16 protein-coding genes are annotated in these 23847 nt (G+C 59.6%); 10 read left to right on the forward strand and 6 right to left on the reverse strand.

Going from position 1 to position 23847, the window contains the following annotated elements:
- Nucleotides 1-8: 8 nt before the first annotated feature.
- Both ACWUI2_RS18090 and ACWUI2_RS18095 read right to left on the reverse strand, forming a co-directional pair.
- A complete protein-coding gene (locus ACWUI2_RS18090) occupies nucleotides 9-1070 on the reverse strand; it encodes a Gfo/Idh/MocA family protein (protein WP_486984248.1) in 1062 nt (353 codons plus the stop codon).
- Nucleotides 1070-2263, reverse strand: coding sequence for an enolase C-terminal domain-like protein (locus ACWUI2_RS18095; protein WP_486984249.1), 1194 nt, complete (start codon nucleotides 2261-2263; stop codon nucleotides 1070-1072). Before ACWUI2_RS18095 ends, ACWUI2_RS18090 begins: the two co-directional genes overlap by 1 nt.
- 109 nt (nucleotides 2264-2372) lie before the next feature.
- On the opposite strand from ACWUI2_RS18095, the gene ACWUI2_RS18100 reads away from it, so the two are divergent.
- The 6 genes from ACWUI2_RS18100 (at nucleotide 2373) to ACWUI2_RS18125 (ending at nucleotide 8297) form a co-directional block, all read left to right on the forward strand.
- Nucleotides 2373-3242: a helix-turn-helix domain-containing protein gene (locus ACWUI2_RS18100; RefSeq protein ID WP_486984250.1), complete on the forward strand. Its 870-nt coding sequence runs from the start codon at nucleotides 2373-2375 to the stop codon at nucleotides 3240-3242.
- A gap of 96 nt (nucleotides 3243-3338) precedes the next feature.
- On the forward strand, nucleotides 3339-4427 hold the full coding sequence (locus ACWUI2_RS18105) for a glycoside hydrolase family protein (RefSeq protein WP_486984251.1): 1089 nt from the start codon (nucleotides 3339-3341) through the stop codon (nucleotides 4425-4427).
- 1 nt (nucleotide 4428) lies between these two features.
- Entirely contained in the window at nucleotides 4429-5439 is a 1011-nt protein-coding gene (locus ACWUI2_RS18110) for a dihydrodipicolinate synthase family protein (RefSeq protein WP_486984252.1), read from the forward strand.
- A 20-nt stretch (nucleotides 5440-5459) separates the two neighbouring features.
- On the forward strand, nucleotides 5460-7274 hold the full coding sequence (locus ACWUI2_RS18115) for a sodium:solute symporter family transporter (RefSeq protein WP_486984253.1): 1815 nt from the start codon (nucleotides 5460-5462) through the stop codon (nucleotides 7272-7274).
- Nucleotides 7275-7437: 163 nt separating this feature from the next.
- Nucleotides 7438-8106: a heparinase II/III domain-containing protein gene (locus tag ACWUI2_RS18120; protein ID WP_486984254.1), complete on the forward strand. Its 669-nt coding sequence runs from the start codon at nucleotides 7438-7440 to the stop codon at nucleotides 8104-8106.
- Between the two features lie 17 nt (nucleotides 8107-8123).
- Nucleotides 8124-8297 (forward strand): hypothetical protein, encoded by a 174-nt coding sequence (locus ACWUI2_RS18125; protein ID WP_486984255.1) that lies wholly within the window; start codon nucleotides 8124-8126, stop codon nucleotides 8295-8297.
- A 56-nt stretch (nucleotides 8298-8353) separates the two neighbouring features.
- Here the strand turns inward: ACWUI2_RS18125 and ACWUI2_RS18130 are convergent, their stop codons facing one another.
- The 3 genes from ACWUI2_RS18130 to ACWUI2_RS18140 are packed head-to-tail and all read right to left on the reverse strand — an operon-like array spanning nucleotide 8354 to nucleotide 12911.
- Nucleotides 8354-9310: a hypothetical protein gene (locus ACWUI2_RS18130; protein ID WP_486984256.1), complete on the reverse strand. Its 957-nt coding sequence runs from the start codon at nucleotides 9308-9310 to the stop codon at nucleotides 8354-8356.
- 8 nt (nucleotides 9311-9318) lie between these two features.
- The gene (locus ACWUI2_RS18135; RefSeq protein WP_486984257.1) at nucleotides 9319-10791 is read right to left on the reverse strand and encodes a sulfatase; all 1473 of its coding nucleotides are present in this window, start codon (nucleotides 10789-10791) and stop codon (nucleotides 9319-9321) included.
- Between the two features lie 38 nt (nucleotides 10792-10829).
- On the reverse strand, nucleotides 10830-12911 hold the full coding sequence (locus tag ACWUI2_RS18140) for a hypothetical protein (RefSeq protein WP_486984258.1): 2082 nt from the start codon (nucleotides 12909-12911) through the stop codon (nucleotides 10830-10832).
- Nucleotides 12912-13240: 329 nt separating this feature from the next.
- On the opposite strand from ACWUI2_RS18140, the gene ACWUI2_RS18145 reads away from it, so the two are divergent.
- From ACWUI2_RS18145 to ACWUI2_RS18160, 4 genes are all read left to right on the forward strand, one after another.
- Nucleotides 13241-14641: an alkaline phosphatase gene (locus tag ACWUI2_RS18145; protein WP_486984259.1), complete on the forward strand. Its 1401-nt coding sequence runs from the start codon at nucleotides 13241-13243 to the stop codon at nucleotides 14639-14641.
- A gap of 253 nt (nucleotides 14642-14894) precedes the next feature.
- Nucleotides 14895-16136, forward strand: a complete 1242-nt coding sequence (locus ACWUI2_RS18150) for a metallophosphoesterase (protein ID WP_486984260.1) — start codon at nucleotides 14895-14897, stop codon at nucleotides 16134-16136.
- Nucleotides 16137-16158: 22 nt separating this feature from the next.
- Entirely contained in the window at nucleotides 16159-17553 is a 1395-nt protein-coding gene (locus tag ACWUI2_RS18155) for an autotransporter-associated beta strand repeat-containing protein (protein WP_486984261.1), read from the forward strand.
- 67 nt (nucleotides 17554-17620) lie between these two features.
- Nucleotides 17621-20836: a sulfatase-like hydrolase/transferase gene (locus ACWUI2_RS18160; RefSeq protein WP_486984262.1), complete on the forward strand. Its 3216-nt coding sequence runs from the start codon at nucleotides 17621-17623 to the stop codon at nucleotides 20834-20836.
- Nucleotides 20837-21295: 459 nt separating this feature from the next.
- Here the strand turns inward: ACWUI2_RS18160 and ACWUI2_RS18165 are convergent, their stop codons facing one another.
- The gene (locus tag ACWUI2_RS18165) at nucleotides 21296-23839 is read right to left on the reverse strand and encodes an autotransporter-associated beta strand repeat-containing protein (RefSeq protein WP_486984263.1); all 2544 of its coding nucleotides are present in this window, start codon (nucleotides 23837-23839) and stop codon (nucleotides 21296-21298) included.
- Nucleotides 23840-23847: the final 8 nt, after the last annotated feature.

The raw sequence follows: 23847 nt of genomic DNA on the forward strand, positions 1-23847 counted from the left end.
TTCGTGATTTAATGGATGGTCACCGGTTTGCCGGCTTTGGCCGATTGGCAGGCGGCTTCGATGATTTCCATCGATGCGAGCCCGAGGCGGCCGTCGGATCCGTTGGGTGCGACTCCGAGGACGGCGTCGACGAAATTGTTCAAGGGGGCTTTGTCGGGGTAGCGGTCCTGCGCCGGGATTTGCGGAAGTTCCCGTCGTTCCCCCTCGAACGGAACGAACGTGCAAGTGCCGTTCCACAGCTCCATCAGGAGGATCGCCCTGGTCCCGTAAACCCGGACCTCGTAGTTCCTCTCCGACAACGGGGTCGCGGCGGTGCTGGCCAATGAAACGAGCGCACCGTTCTCCAGGGTGACCGTTAACACGTCGTAGATATCGTTGGGCGAGCCGGCGAAATCCATTTTGGCGAACACCTCGGCCGGTTTCAGTCCGGTCAGGAACTTTAGATAGGCGGCCGCGTGGGAAATCTGGCAATAGATCTGTCCGCCGCCGGCGATCGCCGGATCGTTGTAGGATCCTTTGGAGGGCTCCACATAGACCTCGTCCATGCCATGGGTCGGGGTGGTGTTGATTCCGGTCAGCAGTTTGTCGATCGGGTTGGTCATTAAAACCGAGATCATTCGGATCTCTCCCAGCTCGCCTTTCCGAATCATTTCCCGTGCTTCGAGACCGTGGCTGGTGAAATGCCACGGGCAACTGATCAGCAGTTGCAGGTCATTCTCGTCCGCCAGATCGCACAATTCGCGGGCTTCGCCGGCGGTGAAGGTCATCGGTTTTTCCAGCAGGACATGTTTCCCTTTTTGCAGGGCGGCTTTGGCCTGCCGGTAATGCATATTGGGGGTGGTGGCGATCACCACGGCGTCCAGCTCCGGGAGGTCGAGCAAGGCTTCGTAATCGGTGAAAGCCCGTCCGGCTCCGAAGTCTCTGGCGACCCGGTCGGCCTTCTCCTGGGTCCGGCACTGGACCGCCGCCAGCGTGGCCCGGGGATGATCGAGGATCGCGGGAATATGGGCGAAAGTCGCCCACCAGCCGGCGCCGATCACGCCGACGCTCAGTGTTTTTTCATTCGGCATCAGGGAACGTAAGGTTTAAGTTTATCGAAATTGAGCTCTACTCCAAAACCCGGTTTCTTTTCGTCCAGGGTGATGTGCCCGTTCACCGGGAGTGGTTCGCCGATGATGGTGTCGAAGATCGGGTGGAGTTCCTTGCCTTCGCCGGTACTGAGGAATTCGGCGTAGGCGCTATTGGTGTTGGAGAGCACGAAATGGTAATTATATACGGAAGCCCCATGGGGAATCACCTGCATGTCGTATGGTTTGGCCATTGCGGCGATCCGTCGGGTCGGGGTGAGACCGCCGCACCACTGGATTTCCGGTTGGATGATGTCGGTGGCCCGGTTGGCGATGATGTTGTGGAACGCCTTGTAATGATATTCCAGGTTGCCGGTGGCCAGTTGAATCGGGGCGATGCGTTCCCGCAGGTAGGCGTTTTGATCGGTGGCCCATCCGTTTTGCAGGGGATCCTCGAACCATTTGACGTCGTATTCGCGCACCCGTTCGGCCACCCGGCAGGTGAATTCCACATCCCAGGAGAGGTAGCAGTCGACCATCACCTCCATCTTCTCTCCCAGATCCTGACGGAGTTTTCCGATCAGATCGGCCATTTTCAGGATCCCTTCGCGACCCGATTCGACGCCCCACGGGGCGGCGATCTTGACCCCCAAAAAACCGCGATCCTTCCAGTGCTCGGCGTAATCCGGGTGAATGGTGACGTAACACGGGATCGAATCCTTGGTCTTTCCGCCGAGCAATTTGTAAACCGGAATTCCGAGCGCTTTGGCCACCAGATCATAGAGAGCCAAATCGACCCCGGCCATCGCCATGTTGGTGATTCCCCCCAAGCCATAGGGCAGGGTGGAGCGGTTCATCTGATCCCAGATCAACTCGATGTTGAACGGATCCTGTCCGATCAAGAACCGCTTGAAGTGTTGCTCGATCACGGCGCAGGCGAAGGCTCCGCCCCCGTAGTTGACGCAACTGCCGGTCACCCCCTCGTCGGTTTCGATCTCGATTGCGTAGGGATCCTGACCCGGTCCCATCCAGAGGGACCGTATCCGCGAATACTTGGAATGAACCGACATCGGGTTGGCGATCAGCGTCTGGGCCTGCCAGCCCCCGCCCCAGTACTGGGATTCCCCCTGGGCGGCCCCGCGGGCCCCGGTGTCGCCGCTCGAAATGGTGTACAATTTGATCCCGGTGATTTTCATAGTTGATGGAATCATCTCGCGGAACCGCTAGAGTGGCAAACCTCGTCGATTACGAATTTACGACAAATTGTTCTGGCTTTTCGGCACGAGATTCGCCAACCATGATCCGGTGAATACGTTTCATTATCCCCCGGTGAACGCCGCGGCCATGCGAGGTGGGTGTTATCTGACCTCAATCGGTTCCCTGGCATATGGCCGGTCCGAAGTTTATCCGGTTCAGGGGCATCCGGAAGAATTCGCTTTCGATTGGAACCAGGGGCGTGTTTTGTCCGATTTCGCCCTGGTGTTGATCGTGGAAGGAGCGGGGGAGTGGCAGGCGGCCGAAGAGGATCCGGTTGAAGTCCGGGCCGGGCACGGATTCCTGATCGTGCCGGGGCAATGGCACCGTTACCGGCCGCTACCGGCGACCGGGTGGGTGGAAAAATGGATTTGCCTCCGAGGGGCCGCGATTCACGGATTCGTGCGGGCCGGCATACTTCCGGCGGACTGCGTGTTGCTCCCGGATCGCTTCAGTTCGCGGATGGAAGCCCGCTTGGACCGGCTTCGAAACGACGTTCTGGCCGATCCGCTCCGCAATCTACCCTCGTGGGGCGCCCGGGCTTTGGCCATTTTGCTGGAGTCGTGCGGCGATCCCGCGATTCCCGAACATTCGGGGCCGCAACTGGAGCCGCCAGTGGAGAAGGCGGTCCGCTTTATCGAGAACAATTGCCACCGCCCGTTGCACGTCGACCAGGTGTCGACCGTGTGCGGACTGGAACGGCGGACCTTGGAGCGCCGCTTTGATGCGGCGGGGCTCGGACCGGTCGGACGCTTCATTATTCAACAGCGGATCGCCCGGGCGGAAATTCTCCTCGCCGAAAGCAGTCTCACTATCAAGGAGATCGCTTATAGCTGCGGGTTCGGCGCGCCCCAGCGAATGATCTACGATTTCCAACGCCACCGGGGGCTCACGCCCGGCCAATGGCGTGCCCGGAGTTGATTTCTAGCAAATTGTATTTCGGATTTACGACACTTTATTTCTTGCCTTGCGGACGAGAACCCGCTTCGGTATGGGGCTTACCCGATCGACTTCGACATGACCGATTCAACGATCCATCCGCCGAACACTCGCTATCATGACGGGCGCCCGGTGGCGACCATCCGGCTTCCAGCCCGGGACCAAGGCGTGGTATTTTCGCATGGTCAAGGGCCGGACGACTGTGACATTCGCAACGTCCGGGAAGCGGTGGTTTACCAGGAAGACGGTCTGTATCATCTTTTTTATGACGGCTGTGGGCCCAAAGGCTGGCTGGCTTGCCTGGCCATCAGTCGCGATCTTCTCACCTGGGAACGGAAGGGACCGGTCCTCGATTTCGGTGCACCCGGGAGTCCCGACAGCGCGGCGGCCACGTCGCCGTGGATGATCCACCACGACGGTTGGTGGCACATGTTCTACCTGGGAACGCCCAACGCCACGGCGGCACCGGATTACGTGCCGTCATTTCCTTACCTCACGTTGAAGGCACGGGCGCGCAAGTTGGCGGGTCCGTGGGAAAAGCAGCCCTCGGTGACGCCGTTTCTCCCGACGGAGAACACCTGGTATTCGCTTACCGCCAGCCCCGGTTACATCATCCCGCACGGCGAAACGTTTCTTCAATATTTCAGTGGCACGACCTGTGTCCATCCGTTGCCTGATAACGATGTTTCCCGGCTCGACCCCGACTCGGTCAAGCGTACCATCGGTATCGCCGTCACCCGGGATCTCAATGCGGAATGGACCCCGACGCCGGTCCCGATCGTTCCGATTGAGGAACAGATCGAAAACTCCTCACTTTATTACGAACCGGCCAACCAGACCTGGTTTCTTTTCACCAACCATATCGGCTCGGGCGAGGTGGACGGGGTGATTACTGAATTCACCGACGCCATCTGGGTTTACTGGTCTAAGGACCCGCTGAAGTGGGATCCCGCCGACAAAGCGGTGGTTCTCGACGGCTCCAATTGCATTTGGGCGAAGCGCTGCATCGGGATGCCGGCGGTGGTTCCCCATGAAGGTAAACTGGCCATCCTGTATGATGCGGCGCCGGGAGACTCGACCTCCCATATGGGACGGGACATCGGCCTTTGCTGGCTCGACCTGCCCCTGACGCCACCGACCGATCCGCAACACTCAACCCGGAAATGACATGACGCCCATTCGTGGAATCTTCTGCCCGAATATTATTCCATTTAACGACGACCGTTCCATCAACGAGGAGGAGCTTCGACGAATCATCCATTGGTTGATCGAAAAAAACATCGGCGGTTTATACCCGAATGGGAGCACCGGCGAATTCATCCGGTTGAGTTTCGAGGAGCGGTTGCGAGTGGTCGAGATCGTGGCCGAAGAGACCCGGGGACGGCGTCCGATTTTGGCGGGGGCCGCTGAAGGGAACATCGATCTCGTATTGAAAGCCTGCGCCCGCTATGCCGATCTCGGTTGCCGGGCTGTTTCGATCACCGGGCCGTATTTTTTCAAGGTCTCGCCGGAAAGCATCGAACATTATTTCCGCGAGGTGGCCCGGCAGTCGCCGATCGACATCGTTCTCTACAATATTCCTCAGTTTTCGAATGAGATTCCGGTCGAGACTATTCGCCGACTCGCCCTGGATTGTCCTCGAATCGTGGGTACGAAGGACAGCAGTCGGGACATGCCGCGTTTTCTGAATACGTTGAATTCGGTCAAATCCCAGCGTCCCGATTTCGCGGTATTGGTCGGGTGCGAGGAGATTCTCTTTCCCACCCTGATCATGGGGGGCGACGGTGGCACCATCGCCAGTGCTGGTGTGGTGCCGGAGGCGATCGTGAAAATTTGGGACGACTTTCAGTCCGGCGACTACGACTCCTGCAAACGGGTCCAACTCAAGCTGCTGGAATTGATCAACACGATGCTCTTCGCGGGCAATTTTCCGGAAGGATTCCGGGTGGGGGTCGGATTGCGGGGATTCCGCCCGGGCCCCCCGCGTCAGCCGATCAGTCCGGCCGAACAAGGGAAGATTGAGGAGGCCCGTCGGACGATGGCGTGCCTATTGGCGGAATGCGGTTTCAGCGAGGCGGCGGCTGCCTGCGGACGCGGCGCTTCCGGTGAGGGGGCGTTTTCGACCGATCAGTTCGAGGAAATCGTTCGGCAAGTGATGAGTCAGCTGCGGAATCATTGAGTCCGAGGTATCGGATTCCGATGGAAAGCGTTCACGCCAATTCACTTAGTTATCTCGTAATCGGAGTTTACTTTCTCTTTTTGTTGAGCCTCGGATTTATTTTCAAACGGCTCAACAAGGACGATACCGACTACTTCCGCGCTGGTTCCCGCAGTTCCTGGTGGCTGGTCGGGATGAGCATCGTGATGAGCGGGATCAGTACCCAGACGTTCATTGCCAATGCGGGGGTCGCTTACCGTTCGGGTTTCAGCATCCATTGGATCTATGTGGTCAACACGGTCTGTTATCTGCTGTTGTTTCTGGGAATAGCCGCCTGGTATCGTCAGGCGCGAGTGACGACGTTTGCGGAGATGGTCCGGGACCGATTTGGCGTCAGTTTTCAGCAGTTCTTCACTTATTACAGCATCGTCATGGTGGTGATGATGGGGGCGTTGGGGCTCTATCAACTCTCCCTCTTTGCCTCGACGATCTTTCATTTTCCAATCGAACGGGTGATCCTCGTCACCGGTCTGGTGGTGGTGTTTTACACCCTGCTCGGAGGAAATTGGGCGATCCTGGCGGCCGACTTTCTCCAGGGGTTGGTGCTCTTTTCGATGGCACTGTTGATGGCCATCCTTTCGCTGCAACTCATCGGGGGATTCGAAGGGTTTCTCGGGGCGGTCAAATCTCAAGGCTTGCAGAACGACTTCGCCATGGTGACGCGTGGCGGGAAAGGGGGGAATTACGGATTCAGTTGGTTGATTGGCGTGGGGGTCATCCAGATATACGCGATTCTCGGCATCATGGGGAGTCAGCGCTATTTTTCCTGCAAGGACGGCCGGCACGCGCGGAAAGCGGCACTGCTGGCGATGGTGGTTAGCGTCATCGGCATGGCGGTTTTCTTTATTCCTCCGATGGTCGCCCGCCTGCTCTTCGCCGCGGAGATCGAAGGATTGGGGGTGCCGAACCCGACCGACGTTTCTTACGCGTTCATGAGCATGCAACTGCTTCCCAATGGTTTCGTGCCGTTGATGGTGGTCGCCATGTTTTCCGCGCAAATGAGCACTCTCGACACCGCATTGAACGCGAACTCCGCCGTATTCGTTCGAAACGGTTATCCCGCGTTGATGCGGTTGCTGGGAAACATTCCGAGCGAGGATCCGAAATACTTGCTCCGCCTGGGACGCTGTTTTACCTCCGGCCTCGGGATCTGTCTCATCGCGCTTGCACTTCTTATTTCGCGGGTGAATCAAACCATCGGGGTGTTCGAGATTTTTCTGAAAATGGTCGGACTGGTCCTCGTTCCTATGCTCCTTCCGCTTTTCATGGGGATTTTTGTACGGGGGACGCCGATGTGGTCCGGTTGGTTCACGTTTGGGGTGGGCGCATCGGTTTCAATGACCTCGTTTTTCCTGGGGCAAACCGGTCTGATGGATATTCCAGTCCATTTGACGGTCGTCGTGATCAGCGTGGTTGGGGTGGTCGCATACCTTGCGACCATCCCTTTTTATCGGATGCGGCCGGCCGCGGAGCAAGCTCAGGTCGACGAGTTTTTTGTCCGCACCCGAACCCCGGTTGACTTTGAAACGGAGATCGGGGCCGCCAATGATGCCCAACAATTGAAACTCATTGGAACGTTAGCCGTCGTTCTCGGGGTGTTCATCCTCTCTTTTCTGATCTTTCCCAATCCGTTGGGAGGCCGTTTGCAGATTTTGGCGGTTTCGCTCGGGGTGATCAGTGTCGGCATTTTCCTGCTGTGGGCTCGTCGGCGGGTGGGATCCGACTGTTCCAACCCGGTTTCTCCGGGGCCGAACCGCAATGCACCGGTCGGGATCGATTCCGCTGACGACCGATAGGTAAAGGCAATCCGACTATCAGCTGCCTCCCATCCGGATGCGGGGATCGATCCACATCAGCATTCGTTGATGCCAGGAGGGACTGTTTTGCCAGGAAGGGGATGGCAGCTACGGAAGCGGCGGGCCCCACAGCGGAATCGTTGTTCCGTATGTCTACCTCTGGATGGATCCGCAGCTCGAGCCGCAACATCCGGAGGAGGCAGGCCTTCCTTTGAGTCGACGTTTTGCCCGGGGGCAGGTGACGATTCGCGACGGATGGGACGATCTTGATTCAATGGTGACTTTTACCTCGGGGGAGGGAATCACGGGGGTTTGGTACCATGCGGATGAAAATACATTCACTTTCTATGCGCGGGGCGAAAGGCTTGCGATCGACCCTGGAGCCCATCGAGGAAAGACCTCCGACCATAATGCGATTCTTGTCAACGGAGTCGGGCAGGACACCGACGGCGGTGCCGCGGCGGTGCAAGGGAGGCTTGTGGCTTTCGAGGATCTGGAAGATTTCGTGCACGTGACCGGCGACGCCGTCCACGCCTATCGACGACGGGTCGGTCTGCGGCAGGCGATCCGGCATATGGTTTTTGCACGGGCGCCCCAACCGTATCTGCTCGTGGTCGACGAGATGAAGAAGGACGATTCTCGGCATGATTTTACCTGGCTCCTGCAAACCGCTCCGGAAAACACCTTTGAGGTGGATCAGACCAACGGACGAGCGGTGGTCACCGGGAGCAGACGGGGTGCGCAACTGCACGTTCTTTTCTTCGACATCGCGGGGACTCTCTCTCGCTGGAGGCTGGAATCACCGGTGAACGGACCCAGAATCCGGTTTTAAAGGCGACGACGAACGCGGTGAACCCCGGCTTCGTCACCCTCCTCCTGGCGGCGGATCCAGGAGAGGAGTTGCCGGAGATTTCAACACGAGACGAGGGCGAAACGTTTATCGTGGAGCTCCGGTTCCCCGGCGGCGCGGTCGACATCCTGAGGGTCACGCCGGAGGGGATCGATGCGATCCGCAGGCCGTGACTCGGATCGCCCGCTTCGCTCAATAAACGCAATGACCACAGGCAGGAATGCCTGTTTCACTTTCCGCGGTGGAGTGGAGGATTGTATCCTTCTGATTGATACACATAATGGCGGATTTCCTGGAGAGAACCGAGTATTAGGGTGTATTCGTATTCGAATATTGTGTCCTTCTTCAAAACCATGGTCCGCAGTGGGGAAATGTAGCCGGTGGACGCGGAGAAAGGGCCGCCGCCGGGGGAGCCGTGGAAGCCTCCGACGAACAGTTCCGTTTCCGGATAATAAACACCGATGCCCCAGTGGTTTTCATCGACACAGGCCGCCCATTTTTCGTGGCGGCCGCCCTCGCCCCAATAAGCCCAAGGCGGACCGTTGTTTTCGATCCGAGTCAGGGGAGCGCCGGTGAACGGATGCTCGCCTTTGTAGGTGTAGAGCCGGTCGAGGTCGCCGATGGTGTAGACGGCGGGCAGTTCCTGGTGCCGGGCCTTTTCCACCCAGAGGTCGTCCGTCCGGAACTTCGTCAACCGGTTGCGCACCACCACTCGGTTTTCCTCGAGGCGGATCCAGGTTTCGAAGTGGCACTCCGCCGGTTCGTCGTTCATATCCCAGAGGAGAGGTTGGGTTTTGACGTAAATCTCCTCGCCGTCGTTGCGGTATTCCAGGACGCGGGAGGAATTGAAGTAGGTGTCGCCGACCTGGATCGGGTTCCACGGCCAGGGGGACCAGTTTCTCCGCTGTCCTTCGGCGGTTCGGTCGACCGGTTCTCCGGCGTAGAAGGACTGTTGGACCTGACGGCCGCGGTCGAAGTTGTTGATCAGGTTGCGCTCCGACCCGGAAAGACTCAGGTAGGTGATGGCGCCGCCGTAAACGGTGGTATTGATTCCGACCTTGATGGTCCCGTTGTCGAGCGACGATTCGTCGAGGCGGGGACGTTCCGGAGCGGCGGCGAGCGCGGCGGCCGATCCGAAAACCAGGAGCGAAAGTATCGAAACCGAGGGTCGAAGGAAGGTGGCCATGTTTGTAATCATTGGGGAGCCTGTGGTCTGTCCGCGTGTTTGAACCAACTCGGATACGGTTCGTCCTTGATCAGGATGAAGGTGCCGCCATGCTTCGGGAAGAAGGCGCCGAAGTTGCGGTTCTGACCCTGGGGACGGGAGGGATTCCATTCGGGATTCGGGTTCATTCGCTGAGCGTTGGTCTCATCGAGATGCTGCGCCAGTGCCGCGGCGAGGCGCTCGACGATGTCCGGATGGTCGGAGGCGAGGTCGGCGGATTCGGCCGGGTCGTTTCCCAGATCGTAGAGCTCATACTCATCGGTGAGAATGCTGTGATGGAGTTTCCAATCTCCCGAACGGTAGACCGACGAAGGGGTGTTCGTCCCCCGGTAATGGGGGAGATGCCAAACCAGGTCGCGATCGGGGAATCCGTCGTCTTCCTCTCGCAAAATGGGCAGAAGGCTTTGTCCATCCAGATGGGCGTTGGGCTGAAGCGGGAGGGCGGCCATTTCCAGAAAGGTGGGGAAAAAATCCGCGCTGTGGACCGGAACATCGGAGACCGTCCCCGGTTGGATCACTCCCGGCCATCGGATGATCAACGGCACGCGAATGCCGCCTTCATAGTTGCTCCCCTTGCCGTCGCGAAACGGCAGGTTGCTGGTCTCGCCAAGAAAGCCCCCATTGTCGGAGGTGAAGATGACGACGGTGTTGTCGGCCAGTTCGAGTTCGTCCAGTTTGTCGAGCAACGCTTTCACCGCGTCATCCATGTGCGACATCATGCCGGCGTATTCCTGGTTCCGATGGATTTCGCCCTTGGGGACGTCATCGTAGAGGGCCTTGTATTCGGGAGGAACGGCCAGCGGGATGTGTGGAGTATGGTGAAAAAGGGTGAGGATGAACGGGCGGTCCTTGTTTCGTTCGATGAAGTCGAGTGATTGTTCGGTCAATACATCGACTGCTTTGTCGACTTCGTTGATGTATTTGTAATCCGCGCCATAGACCTCGTCGAAGCCATACGTCTCGTGTCCCTTTTGTTGATAAAACACGTATTCGTTCCCCAGGTGCCATTTGCCGAACATGGCGGTCCAATAGCCGACCTCCCGCAAAGCCTTGGCGTAGGTCGCGTGGTAGTTGGGCAATTCCTTCAGGTGGTTGGCCGGGATCAGCCGCGGGTTTGGAGGAAGTCGATCCCAGGGGAGGGCGTCGGTGATATGGACGCGGTGGGGAAATCGCCCGGTCATGACCGATGCGCGGGTGGGGGAACAGACCGTGCTCGCGGAATAGGCCTGGGTGAACCGGATACCCTCCCCGGCCAGGGCGTCGAGGTGCGGGGTCCGATGGTAATCGCTGCCGTAGGAACCGAGGTCGGTGATGCCGAGGTCATCGGTCATGATAAACAGGATGTTCGGCGGCTTCGCCTCGGAACCGAAGGCGGAGGAGGCGAGGAGACAGGCTCCCAGCACGGAAACGGCGAGTGGTTTGGTTTTAATTGCAGGTGTCATTTTGAGAAAGGTGATGGTCACGGTTCCAGCGCGTGTTTTCAAGGATCGGTGATTTCAATTTCGACCGCCAGGAACCGGCGGCTTCCGGTGGCCGGTTCGGAGTCGCTGACGGTCACGACATCGCCTTCGATCTCGATGGCGGAGGCGCCGCTGTTGACGAACGGTTGACCTCCGGTGGCGGAGGCGATGGTCGTCCAGTTCCGGAGATTGGGGGAGGCTTTTACCCGGAAGGTCAGGTCGGTGGCGTTCGGGTTGCGGGTAAAGCGAACGCTCAGGAATTCGTCGGCGACGGCGGTGACCGGAATCGGGTCGCGGCTGGCCTGGTTGGGATTTCCCGCGAAGGCGTATTCGAGAAGATTCGCGATGCCGTCGCCGTCGGGATCGGCATCCGGGTGGGAGTCGGGGCCTGCATCGGGAAAGTGGATCCCGGCCCATCCGGCGTATCCGGAATCGTCGAGAAAACGGGTGATGACCAGGTTGTCGAATTTGGCTCGATGGTTGGCGTTTCCGTGTTGGGAGGAGAGGGTGATGTAGTTGTTCAGGAAGCCTCCTTCCCGGATGTAGCTTCGGTTGTCAAAGTCGTCGGGATCGAGGTCGAGTTGCCGGAAGCCGGCGCCATCGTGTTTGTCGACGAAGGCGTTGAGCGTCAGGGTGCCGGATCCGTCCCAGGCGGTGTTGGTGAAATCGACCCGGAAGGAAGTCATGGTGCCGTTTGGATTGGCGGTGCCGGCCGGGAACGTGAGGGTCGGGTCGGTTGCCAGGGCACCGGCCGGTTTCACCATGATCGCGCCGTTCGACTGCAAGCGGATGGTAAAAAGGTTGGTGCTGCCGCTCTGGCTGGCGATGGCGTCGTGGCCGAGCACCAGCGAGGCCCAGGGCGGGGCGGCGCCGGCCGCCAGCATCATGTCGACCTCGATTCGCATTCGGTTGTATTGAAAGTTCTCGGACAATGCCGTTCGGACGGATTCCGCGGTGTGGGAGGAGTGGGTGAGGCGCTGGTCCGCGGCGAGGATCTGGTGTTTGCCGGGTTGATTGCCGTTGTTTCCGATGGTGTAGGTGAGCGGAGCGAGGGTTCCCGTCTGTCCGGCGAGGGACTCGTTGTAAGGCGGCATGCCATTGCCGGTGACCGTGACAAACTGATCACCCGGCCCCGGGTTGGCGAACGTGTCGGAGAAGAGCACCTCCGGGATCCCCGGCGGATCGTCGTAGACCAAGCCTTCGAATTGATAAACCTGTTGCCGGATTTCGTCGAGGGTGCCCACGATCAGGACGTATTCGTATTCGAAGATGGTGTCCTTTTGGAGAGTCAAGGTTCGCAACGGGGAGATGTAACCGGTCGATGCCGCGAAAGTTCCGCCACCGGGCGATCCGTGGAATCCCCCGATGAACTGTTGGGTATGTTGATAATAGACCCCGACGCCCCAATCCTGGTTGTTGACGAACGCGGCCCACTTTTCATGACGCCCGCCCTGTCCCCAATAGGCCCATGGGGGACCGCTGTTTTGAATCCGGGTCAAGGGGGCGTGGGTGAACGGATCGTCGCCCGCATAGGTGTAAAGGCGCGGCAGATCGGCGATGGTGTAGACGGCCGGCAGTTCCTGGTGCCGGGCGACCGGTTCCCAGCGGTCGTCGGTGCGGAATTTGGTGAGCCGGTTGCGCACCACCACCTGGTTGTCGCGCAGGCGAATCCAGGTTTCGAAGTGGCATTCAGCCAGTTCGTTGTTCATATCCCACAGGAGCGGATGAGTCTTGACGTAGATCTCTTCACCGTCGTTGTGATGGTCGAGCACCGGTGAAGAGTTGAAGTAGGCGTCCCCGACCTGGATCGGGTTCCAGGGCCACGGGGACCAGTTGTTCCGCTGCCCTTCGCTCCGCCGGTCGATGGCCTGGCCGGCGTAGTAGGATTGTTGGACCTGTCTGCCGCGGTCGTGATTGTTGATCAGGTTGTAAGCCGAACCGGAAAGGCTGAGGTAAGTGATGGCGCCGCCGTAGAATGTCGTGTTGACGCCGACCATGATCGTGCCGTTGTCGAGGGACGATTGGGCGAGCGACGCCTCGGCGACATTGGCGAGGCAGAGCGCCCACGAGCACAAGGCAGCGACTCGGGAGATTGGCTTCATGGTTCCGGAAGGATGGACAGGATAACATACGAATCCGCAGCCGGCCTTACGGATGATGCCAAAGACAAGCACGATCCCGCCATTTGGGAAACGGGAGAAGGAGCAGGGCTATGATTTGTTGGAGTCCCGCCTTTAGGCGGTCCGGATGTCTGGAAAAGACCGGCTGAAGCCGGTACTCCAACAAGGCAGAGGCCCCACCGCGGGAGGGTTATCGGCCAGATGAAACAGCTCTGGGTGACGGAGGCTTGGCGAATTCGTGCGGATGATTGGCACGATCATGCGGCTGTTTAAAATCGCCCGGTTTCGCTTCGGGCCGATAGGGTCTCGGAATGAATCGCCGAAAGTTCCTTCAGGCCGGTCTCGTTTCGTCTTTCTTCATCGGCAACGCAAGCGTTCTCCGCGGAAGTTCATCCGGGCGTAGTCGTGCCGGCAAGGCCCGAAACGTCATTTTCCTCGTCAGCGATGGAATGAGCAGCGGAACCCTTGGTTTCGTCGACCAGTTCATTCGCTGGCGCGACGGCCGGCCCTCGAATTGGATCCGGTTGTATGAGGAAGAAAAACTGAAACGAGGTTTGATGGAGACGGCGTCGGCCAATTCGATCGTGACCGATTCCGCGGCTGCGGCGGCCGCCTGGGGATGCGGCTATCGCGTCAACAACGGCTCGGTCAACATCGGGCCGGGCGGCGAGCATCATCGCACGATTCTGCAATTGGCCAAAGCGGAGGGCAAGGCGACCGGTTTGATCACCACGGCCACCGCGACTCACGCCACTCCCGCCGGATTCGCCGCGAATGTATCGTCGCGCGGCCAGGAACCATTGATCGCGGAACAATATTTCGACCGCCGCCTGGACTTGATCCTGGGAGGCGGACGGAACCACTTTGTGGCGGACCGGCGAGAGGATGGGCGCGACCTTTGGCAGGAATTTAAGGAGGCCGGATACGACTGCGTAGCCAACCGGAAGGAACTGCGAGCCGTCCGAGGCAATCAAGCTCCGGTGCTGGGCCTTTTTGCCGATGGGCACCTTCCCTACGAGCTGGACCGGTTGAATAACGAGGAAGACCGGGACGGGATTCCGAGCCTGGCCGAAATGACCCGGATCGGTTTGGAAAAATTGAATCGGCGGGCCGAAGGATTCGTGGTCCAGATCGAAGGGGCTCGCGTGGACCATGGAGCTCACAGCAACGATATCGCCGCTCTGATGCACGATCAAATTGCCTTCGACGATGCCATCGCGGTAGCCACGGAGTTCGCGGAAAACCACGGCGACACCCTGGTGCTGATCACCACCGATCACGGCAACGCGAATCCGGGACTCAACTCCGGAGGAGACGGTGGGCAGCGAAGCTTTGGCATTCTGAGTGACTTCCGCGCGACCCAATCCGCGATATTGTCACGGGTCGACCGGGAAACGTCGCTGGACGTGGTGGTCGAAGCCATCCACGAAGTGACCGGGCTGGAGATCCCCCGGGCCGAGGTCCGTTTTCTCCGCGATTGGTATCGCGGACAGTATCGTGTCCCTTATGGCCGCATGAACCGGCCGACCGCCATCCTGGGGCAAATTCTGGCGAATCACATCGACATCGGCTGGGTCGGCAACGCCCATACCTCCGACCACGTCGAATTGGCGGCGATGGGCCCCGGAAGCGAGCATTTGAAGCCGTTTCAGAAAAATACCGATCTTTTCACGCTGATGGTTGAAAGCCTGGGAATTGGTGCAAGGGGGTAGGGAGTGATTCCGGATCCAGGTGCGCCGGCATAACGCCGGGGTGACATGTCACATTGAACGGAAAGCAGCGAACATGTCCGCGCTCCAAAACGGGGCTCCAGGCTTCTTCCGGGTGACGGCGCTGGCACGATCGTGCTTGCGTTTGGCTCTTTTGTGAAGGCGGTCAGCCATCGGTTGTTGATAAGATGCGGCCAAACCTTGCGAATCAATCTACCCTGCATGAAATGGAGGGTGCAGAATCAAGAAAAATACCATGGGAACGGATCCTGCAATCAATCGACGGAAATTCATCAAGACCAGCTTGGTTGCCGGTGCCGGCCTGGCGTTTCTGCCCGGCTTGACGAACCGGGCTTCGGGGGCGCCTCTCCCGGATGCACCTCTTCCGGGGGGACCAGGGACGGCTTCAGGGACGACCGGGGATCTCCGGTGGGCCGCGGAATATCTGACCGGCGACATGCGGCGGGACACCGTTTTGGCCAATGCCCAGCCGGAGGTGGTCACGGCCCTGCCGCAGTTGAAAACAGACCCCGGCGTCGAGACGATCATCGTCCTGCCCGACACCCAGTTCATGACGTTGCCCACGCGTCCCCCCGGTGCATCGACCCGACGCAATTTCCTCGATCAGGTGGAGTGGATCGCCGAGAACCGGGAGCGTTACAACATCCGCTACGTCATCCATGTGGGAGACATCGTGCAGGGGCGGAGTCATGACGTCTGGCGGTTCGCCCGCCGGGCGATGAGCGTGCTGGATGGGAAAGTGCCGTATGCGATCGTGGGCGGCAATCACGACTATGGTTCGGAGCGTCCGGGTGACACCAGGGAGACCCTGATGAACGATTATTTTCCGGTCGAAAACTTCAAGGCATCCCCGCATTTTGGCGGACTTTTCGAAGAGAACAGCATCGAGAACAGCTATCACCTGCTCACCCTCGGCAAGCAGAAGGTGATGATTCTGAACCTCGAGTGGTCGACGCGGGACGCGGTGGTGGAGTGGGCCAACGAGGTGGTGGCCGCGCATCCGGACCATCGTGTGATTCTGAATACCCACGATTACCTGTATTACGACGGGACCCGTTATGATTGGGACAAATACGGGCGGTCCCAATGGTGGAGTCCGAAGTGGGCTGAGCATTACACGCTGGCCCAGGACATGGAAGCCGCGGGTGGCATCAACGACGGGGAGGATCTTTGGCGGAAACTGGTTTCCAGGCATCCGAATTTCTTCCTGACCCTCAACGGCCATGTGCTTGCCACCGGGCTGGCCCGCCTGGAGAGCCAGGCTCCGGGAGGCAACCATGTGACTCAGATTCTCGTCAATTATCAATGGCCGATGTACGAGCACAAGGGATCCCAGGGATATTTGCGGGCCATGCAGTTCATGCCGGATGGGAAGACGGTGTTCAATTGCTCCTACTCGCCGTCGCTCGAACTTTATCGAATCGACGACTTGAACCAATTCACCTTCTCCATCAATCCGCCGTTTGAAACGGCGTAGTGAACCTTCGGGAATGTTGGCAATGCACGAACCCGCGGGGCGCGAACGCAGACTTCCGACCCTTTCTCTTCTTCTGGCCGGGATCTGTTTCTTCGCGCAGTCCGCCTCCGCCGCAACGTATGCCTGGGATCAGGGAGGCGGCAGCCGGGCATGGAGCGTGGCGGAAAACTGGGCCGGGAATGCGGTCCCCGTTTTCGATGGGACGACCGATCTGGGGTTCGACATCGATGTGGGAGAGTTGCACTTCCAGCGGATTATGGAACACCGGCGGGTGCGCTCGATCACCTTCGGAGAGAACCTCACCAGCGCCGCTGGAGTTTTCCAGATCCAGGGCCGCAATATGGGCGAGGAGAGGGCGCACTTCGTCCTGGCCTTCGGCGCGGATGAGGGGAACGCGTCGCTCCGGATCGTGGATGGGCTGGCACTGGAAAGGATCGATCTTCTCCACAGCCATGGATCCGTTGCGCTCGCCAGCGATCTGGAGATTCGTCATGATTCCACAACTACACTGCTCAGGATCGACCGGCCGGTGACGGGAACCGGGGCCATGATCAAGCATGGACCGGGTGCCATGGAGTTGCGTCGGCCGAGCGATTTCAGCGGCGGGCTCAGGATCATCCAGGGGACGGTGTATGCCTTCAATTCCGCGCAGGCGCTCGGCACCGGACCGGTTCGACTCGGGAAACCCGGGGGCGCGGACGATGTCATGTTGAGGCTCGGGGGCGTCTGGGACGGAGGCGGGGTCGTCTTCACCAACTACGTGGTGGTCTCGTCCGGGGAAGGGGCACGGATCATCCAAAATTCGAGCGAGCACGATGCCGTCGAGTTGCAGAGCGCCAACATCGTTCTGGCCGATGGCAAGGACGTGATCTTTCAAATCGACGACCATGGCCCGGGCAGGAACTCGATGAGCCTGACCCACAACATTACCGGCACGGGCGGAGTGAGGAAACTCGGCGACGGCACGCTGGTCCTGAACGCGGGCAACAATTTCACCGGCGTCACCGCGGTCGAGGCCGGAACGTTGCTGATTGATGAACGAGGTCTCTTGCACAACACCCGGATAATTGAGGTGAACTCCGGCGCCGCCCTCGGGGGCCGTGGAAGAATCGCCGGAGACATCCGGTTCGAAGCCGGAGCCCGGTTCGCGTTCGATTTCGAACGAAACGCGCCGTTGACCGTCGACGCGACGGTTGTTTTCGAGAGGTTCGGCTTCGACGACCTCGCCGGTTTCGGCGAGGATATTCCGCCGGGCTCTTATACCTTGATCGATGGCGATGTCCGGATCGATCCCGCGAATATCGCGAACCTGGGGAGCGAAAATCCTTACGAAATGGGTTCCGGAAAAGTCGCTTATTTTTCCATCTCCTCCTCGGGCGCTCTAGAGGTCATCGTCGAGGAAGAGACGGAAAACTGAGGTGGAGCAAAAAGCTCTCCCGGACCGTTGCCGTTTTACCAACGTTTCGACATCGAATATCATTGCCATGAAGAGGTTCGCTATTCTTAGCCACGCAGGTTTCGCTTTTCTCGGAGGGGTGTTGGTCGGGACCATTTTTGCCGGGGAACCGGCGTCGGAGATCCGTCCGAATTTCCTCTGGCTGGACGCCGAGGACGCGAACGTCAGTTGGATCGGCTGCTACGGCAATCCGGCGGTTTCCACCCCGAACATTGACCGGCTCGCCGCGGAGGGATTCCGGTATACCCATGCTTTTGCCAGCGCCCCGGTCTGTAGTCCTTCCCGCAGCACATGGATCACCGGGATCAACGCCGTGTCGATGGGCACCACCCCCCTTCGCACCAACAACGCCATTCCTCACGACCGAATTCGCTATTATGCCGATTACCTGCGGGAAGCCGGATACTTTGCTTTGCAGCCGGGCAAGACCGATTACAACATCGGCGGCCGACCCGACCGGGACGCATGGGACCGCGGCCGGAGTTGGGACGACCGGGCGGAAGGCCAACCGTTTTTTCATATTGCCCACTTTGCACAAAGTCACGAGGGCCAGGCTTTCGGCGATATCAGTAATCCCCGGCACGACCCGGAGCGGCAACGCATTCGCGCCTACCATCCCGACATTCCGGACATCCGTTACAACTACGCCCACTACGCCGACGCGGTTGAAAGAATGGATGCCGCCGTGGGAAATGTTTTGGCGAGACTCGAAGCGGATGGGTTGGCGGAAAGCACCATCGTCATCTTCACCACCGATTACGGCGGAGTGATGCCGGGCAGCAAACGCTTCTTGACCGACAGCGGCACCCACTCTCCCTTCATCCTGCGCATCCCGGAAAAATTCAAACACCTCTGGCCCGCGGAAGAACCGGGAATAGCGGTGGACCGCCTGGTAAGTTTCGTCGACATGCCAAAAACCTGGTTGAGCATTGCGGGAGCCGAAGTGCCGGATCATATGCAGGGCCGCATTTTCCTCGGTCCGGACAAGGAGCCGGAACCCGAAATGCACTTCGCCTTCACCAGCCGCCAGGCGGAGCGCTTTTACGAGATGCGCGCGGTGCGGACTAAAGACCTGCTGTATATCAAAAATTACAAACCCTACATGTCCACCGGCCAACGCCTGAGTTTCCTTTGGCAAATGATCGCCACCCGGGCTTGGGAAGCGCATCATGAGGCGGGGCTCACCGACGAGGTGACGGGAGCCTTCTTCCAGCGCCGCCAGCCGGTCGAATTGCTTTTCGACGTTCGCGAGGATCCCGACAACGTTATCAATCTGGTCGATCACCCGGATTACCAAGAGGCATTGGAGACCATGCGCTCGGCGCTTCGCGAGTGGCAACTGGAGGTCCGGGACACCGGGATCCTTTCGGAGGAGGAGATGGCTCGCCGGGCGCGGGAACGGAACACAACGATTTACGAACTGGCGCGCGATCCGGAGGCGTATCCCTTGGATCAATACCTCGACGCTGCCGATCTCGCCCTCGCGGCGGACCCCGCGAACATGGCGAGGCTCATTTCATTTACCAACCATGACGACAGCGGGATCCGCTACTGGGGCGTCGTTGGTCTTCTGATGTTTGAAGAGCGTGAACCCGCCTCCCTCGAGGTCTTGAAGGAGCGGCTCGCAGATGACGCCCACGACGTTCGCGCCCTCGCCGCATGGGCGCTCTTTGAATCGGGCGTGGCGAAGGAGGCGGTTCGGGCCTGCCTGATCGACCTCCTGGACGATCGGTCCTACGCGAGTTTGCTCGCGCTCAACGTCATCGATTTGATGGAGGACGATCTTGTCCACTACCTGCCGTCCGTTCGCAAGGTCGCCGCCGATTTCGGCAATTACACCATTCGGATGAGGGAATACTTTGAGAACGGTAAATCGTGGGACACGTTCGGCATGCGGATCCGCGACGGGGAACCGGTGCGGGCGATTCAGGAGTGGGAACGCCGTCGCCAAACGGGGAAAACTGGAAAAACCGGGGACGCGGCTGAAAAATTGGTGTTGGCCGAAGACGGCGCCTGGGGGTACAACTGTCCCCATGCGGTGCTGAGCGGCGGCAAGCTTTTCTTCAGCTACATCGACAGCGCGGGAATGATCCGGGTGGCTTCCCGCGACAACGAAACCAGAGCCATTGAGGAAAGCGCGGTGTTTCAGACGGACGCCGATCTTCACGAGCCGGGAGGCTTGGTGGTTCGGTCCGACGGCCGTATTCAAATATTCATTAACCAACGAGTGAACGGTCGTTACGTCCATGACAAAATCTTCTGGAGGGTCAGTGATGCGCCCGGTGATGTTTCGTCGTTCGGCGAGTTGAAAGAAAGCCCGTCCGTTGGGGCGATACAGGCGCGGCAGTTCTATCCTTTATTGCACCAGTCCAGCGGAGACGTTTTCGTGGTTCTGCCGGCCTATGATCAAGGCCGTCTGCGGATCGGCCTGTGGCGGTTTACCGACGGTGGAGATACGTTCGCGGATTATCACCTGATGTTCGGCCTGGCCGACGATTTGTCGAATAACCGAAGCTACACGCGGGCCTTTATCGAGGACGACGACATACATCTGGTTGCCGTCCGGGTGGGGTGGAACGAGTTATTCGGCGCGGGGACTCTCGGGCGCATCGAGGGGATTTATTACACGCGGTACAATATCGCGGAACAGGCGTTTTTCCATGCCGACGGCCGACGATCCTTCGGGCTCGACGACGCGCCGGTGCACGGCGCGGAGTATTTCGACGAGATCTGGCACTGGGAGCGGGACGGGGATCGGCGAAAACGCGCGAAATGGGCGGACATCGTCGCAAAAGAGGGTCGACCGTATATCGCCTTCACGGTGGTGCCGGCCGACGGCGACGATCCTTTGCACGAAGGTTATTGGGCGACGCCGGATGAGCGGGGCGAGTGGCGGTCGCATTGGGTGGCGACTCTCGCGCGCGGCTGGGACAACACCCCGCGGCGGTGCAATTATTCGATCGCCATTCATCCGGAGCATCCGGAGACGGTGTATGTCGCCATGAGCACGGACGCGGAAGCCGATCGTTCGCAGGTTCACCGGATGCAAACGACTGACGGCGGGCGAAGCTGGAGTTCGGTCGAAGTTCTGTCGGGTGAAGGCCGCATTTCGACTGTGGTTGTCCCATGGAGAATCGACGAAACCGACCGGGAAATCGAGGTGCTCTGGTTGGAGGGACCGATCCGCGGATGGCGGCAATTCGGAACCGGTATCAAAGCGCATCGAATCAACGGATACGAATAAGGACCGCTCATCGTGGCGGCCGTTCTGGTGTCGTTCGATCGTTCCTACCGTTCGATCGGCCGTTCCTACCAGTCGTTCGGTGGTTCCTACCGGTAGATCGGCCGTTCCTACCAGTCGTTCGGTGGTTCCTACCGGTCGTTCAGTGGTTCCTACCGGTCGTTCAGTCATTCCTACCGGTCGTTCAGTCATTCCTACCGGTCGATCGGCCACTCCTACCAGTCGTTTTATCATTCCTACCGGGTAATTTGGCCGTCGGGCGTTCGGTGGGACACAAACGAAGAGACGTTTATCCTTTTTTTATCACTTTCGGATACCATCCGCATCGCCTTGATCCAGGACGCGGTCACGCTGAAAAGCGCTTCGGGACTTATGGCCCGGTCGTCTTCGTGAAAAACGAAAGCCCCGCCGGTTGCGATGGTCCATCACACCCGGCGGGGCCCGTGTTTTCGATGGGTGAAATTATTGTAAGGCGACCTGGACCCGGTAGAAGGCGCGGTCGGCGGGAGTGTCGGTGTCGATCACTTCGGCGGGAGTGCCGTCGCCGATCACGGTGGATCCGACCGGTTCCCAGTTCACCAGGTTGGTCGATCGGGCGACTTGGTATTCGCGACCTTCGACAGTGTCGAAGGTGATCGCGAAGCCGTCTTCGGTCATTTCCATCGCGATCTCGAAGCGGGAAGCCGGATCGGTCGGATCAGTGCCGAAGAGATATTCCTCCCAGTTGGTCAACCCGTCGCCATCCGGATCGGCGTTTTCGTCGCGGTCGGCTCCGACCAGGCCGAAGCGGTCGGCCCATTCCTCGTAGGTTTCGATCGCCGCGGATTCATCCGCGACCACCAGGTCGAGGGTGTTCGGATCAAAATACGCGACCTTGCCTTCCCCGATGCTTTCGGCGTTGGAGGCGCCGAGATTCCGGATGGTGCTGCCGGCATCGACGGTGCCGTTGAAGAGCGTATAGGTTCCGTTTTCCACCGTCTCATCGAGATCGAGAACGTCACTGATTCCGAAATCCTCGAAGAGGATGGGGTCGCCGTTGATCGTGAGGGTGTCGGTGGCGCTAAAAACGAATCCGGCTCCTTCGCGGAAGATGACGTCGCCGATCACCGTTCCGGCGCCGCCGATGGCCTGGCCGTCCGCGAGATCGACTCCGGCGGTCGCGGCGGAGGCGTCCAGGATGCCGTCTTCGGCGATGATGATGCGGTTGCTGACGGTGATCGCGCCGTTCGAGCCGAGGGCGAGGGTGCCTTCATTGACGAGGGTCGGGCCGGAGTAGGCGTTGGTGCCATTGAGGGTGAGGGTGCCCGCTCCATCCTTGATGAGACCGGCGGCGTTGCTGGCGGCCAACCCGGTGGCCCAGGTGACGTCGTTTCCATCGGTGTCGATGCTGATCGCGTTTTCGCTGTTGATGATGCGTGGCGACCAGTCGGTGCCGGCGGAGGCGGCGGTGTAGCGGAGTTGGCCGATTGCGGCGAGACCGCGGAAGGAAATGTTTCCTCCGTTGCCGAGGGCGTTTTCGTGGCCGGCGACCAGAACACCTTCGAAGATCTGGGTCGTTGCCACGAAGGTGTTGTCGCCCGTCAGGATGAGGGTGCCCGCCGCCACCTTGCTCAACGAGGCTCCGCCCGGGTTATTGCCGGAAATAACGCCATCAAACGTGTATTCGTCGGTCCGGGCGAAGGCGAACGTGCCGGCGTTGAGGAGAACGTCTCCGGCCAGCGAGCCGGTTTCGCTGAGGTGACCGACCCGCAGTTGACCGCCGTCGATGGTGGTGCCGCCGGTGTGGGTGACGTCACCGAGGAGGCGCGTGGTGCCGGCCGTCTGGATGAGTTGTCCTTCGCCGGAGATGTCGTTGGGGAGGACCCGGAGGGCCGCGTTGAAGGCGGCATTTGTCCCTGAGTGCAAGGTCGCGCCTTCGGCGATGGTGATCGGACCGGTGCCCGGGAGGGCCACGTTTTCCAGAAGAAGCGTGCCTTCTTCGATGGCAGTGCCTCCTTCGTAGGTGTTGCCTACGTTCCAAAGGGTCAATCGTCCCGATCCGGTCTTGATGATTCCGCCGGAGCCGGTGACCGTGCTGGAGATGCTGATATTGAGAAGGGTTTCACTGTGTGCGATCGCGTCGACGGTGACGTCCTTTCCGGCAGAAAGGTCGATGTTGCCGGTGGCGATGGTCGGATTCGCGGCCTCAAGGTTTCGAATCGTGCGGGCTCCATCCCCGGAATTGACTACGATGTCGCGAGTGAAGTTTCCGTTGTTGATTGCGGCGCTGAAACCGCCCAGCAGCAGGGTCACATCGTTTTCGCTGCCGGTTTCGCCGAGGAAGATGCTTCCCGACCCGGCTCGTGGGTCATTGAAGAAGGTGACCGGACCCTCGAAGATGTTCAATGCGCCGGTCCAGGAGGTGTTGTTCCGGCGGAACTCAAGGTTTCCGAGACCGTATTTGGTGATCGTGCGAGGCCCGCCGGATTCGGTGATCGGCTGCTCGATCATCAAGTTCGCATGAGTCGAATGCTGGTGCACATCCAAGTCGCTTGCGAGGATGATCAAGGCGTTGTTGTTGTTATTGCCGAATCTCATCATTACTTGGGCATTATCTTTCCCGTATTCGTCTTCCATGATGAGGGTTGCATTGCCACTGTCGGCCGCGAAGGTCAGGTGGCGCCCCGGCGTATCGGTTGCCCCCCCACCGGCATTGAAACGGAAGTCGTAGGTTGTGGAACCCGAGACGAGGTTGGACCCCAATGTAATGGATCGTGCGGTTCGGTTCGCGCCGAGGAAAGAAAGGGAGGTTCCGGCCCCGGTGTTTGTATCCCAAACCAAATCGGTCTGGTTGTCGAAGGCGGGAAGGATGCCGCCCGACCAGTTGCCGGCGATGCCCCAGTTGCGGGCTTCCGCCGCGGTCACGCCGGTCCGGCCGACCCACTCGTGCGGAGTGGTGGCCGCGGCATGGGCGGCGAGGAGGAAGCCCAGGAGGGGCACGAAGAGTAGTCTGGAGAACCTTTTCATATTCATGA

The organism is Verruconatronum alginivorum (genome assembly GCF_056590205.1).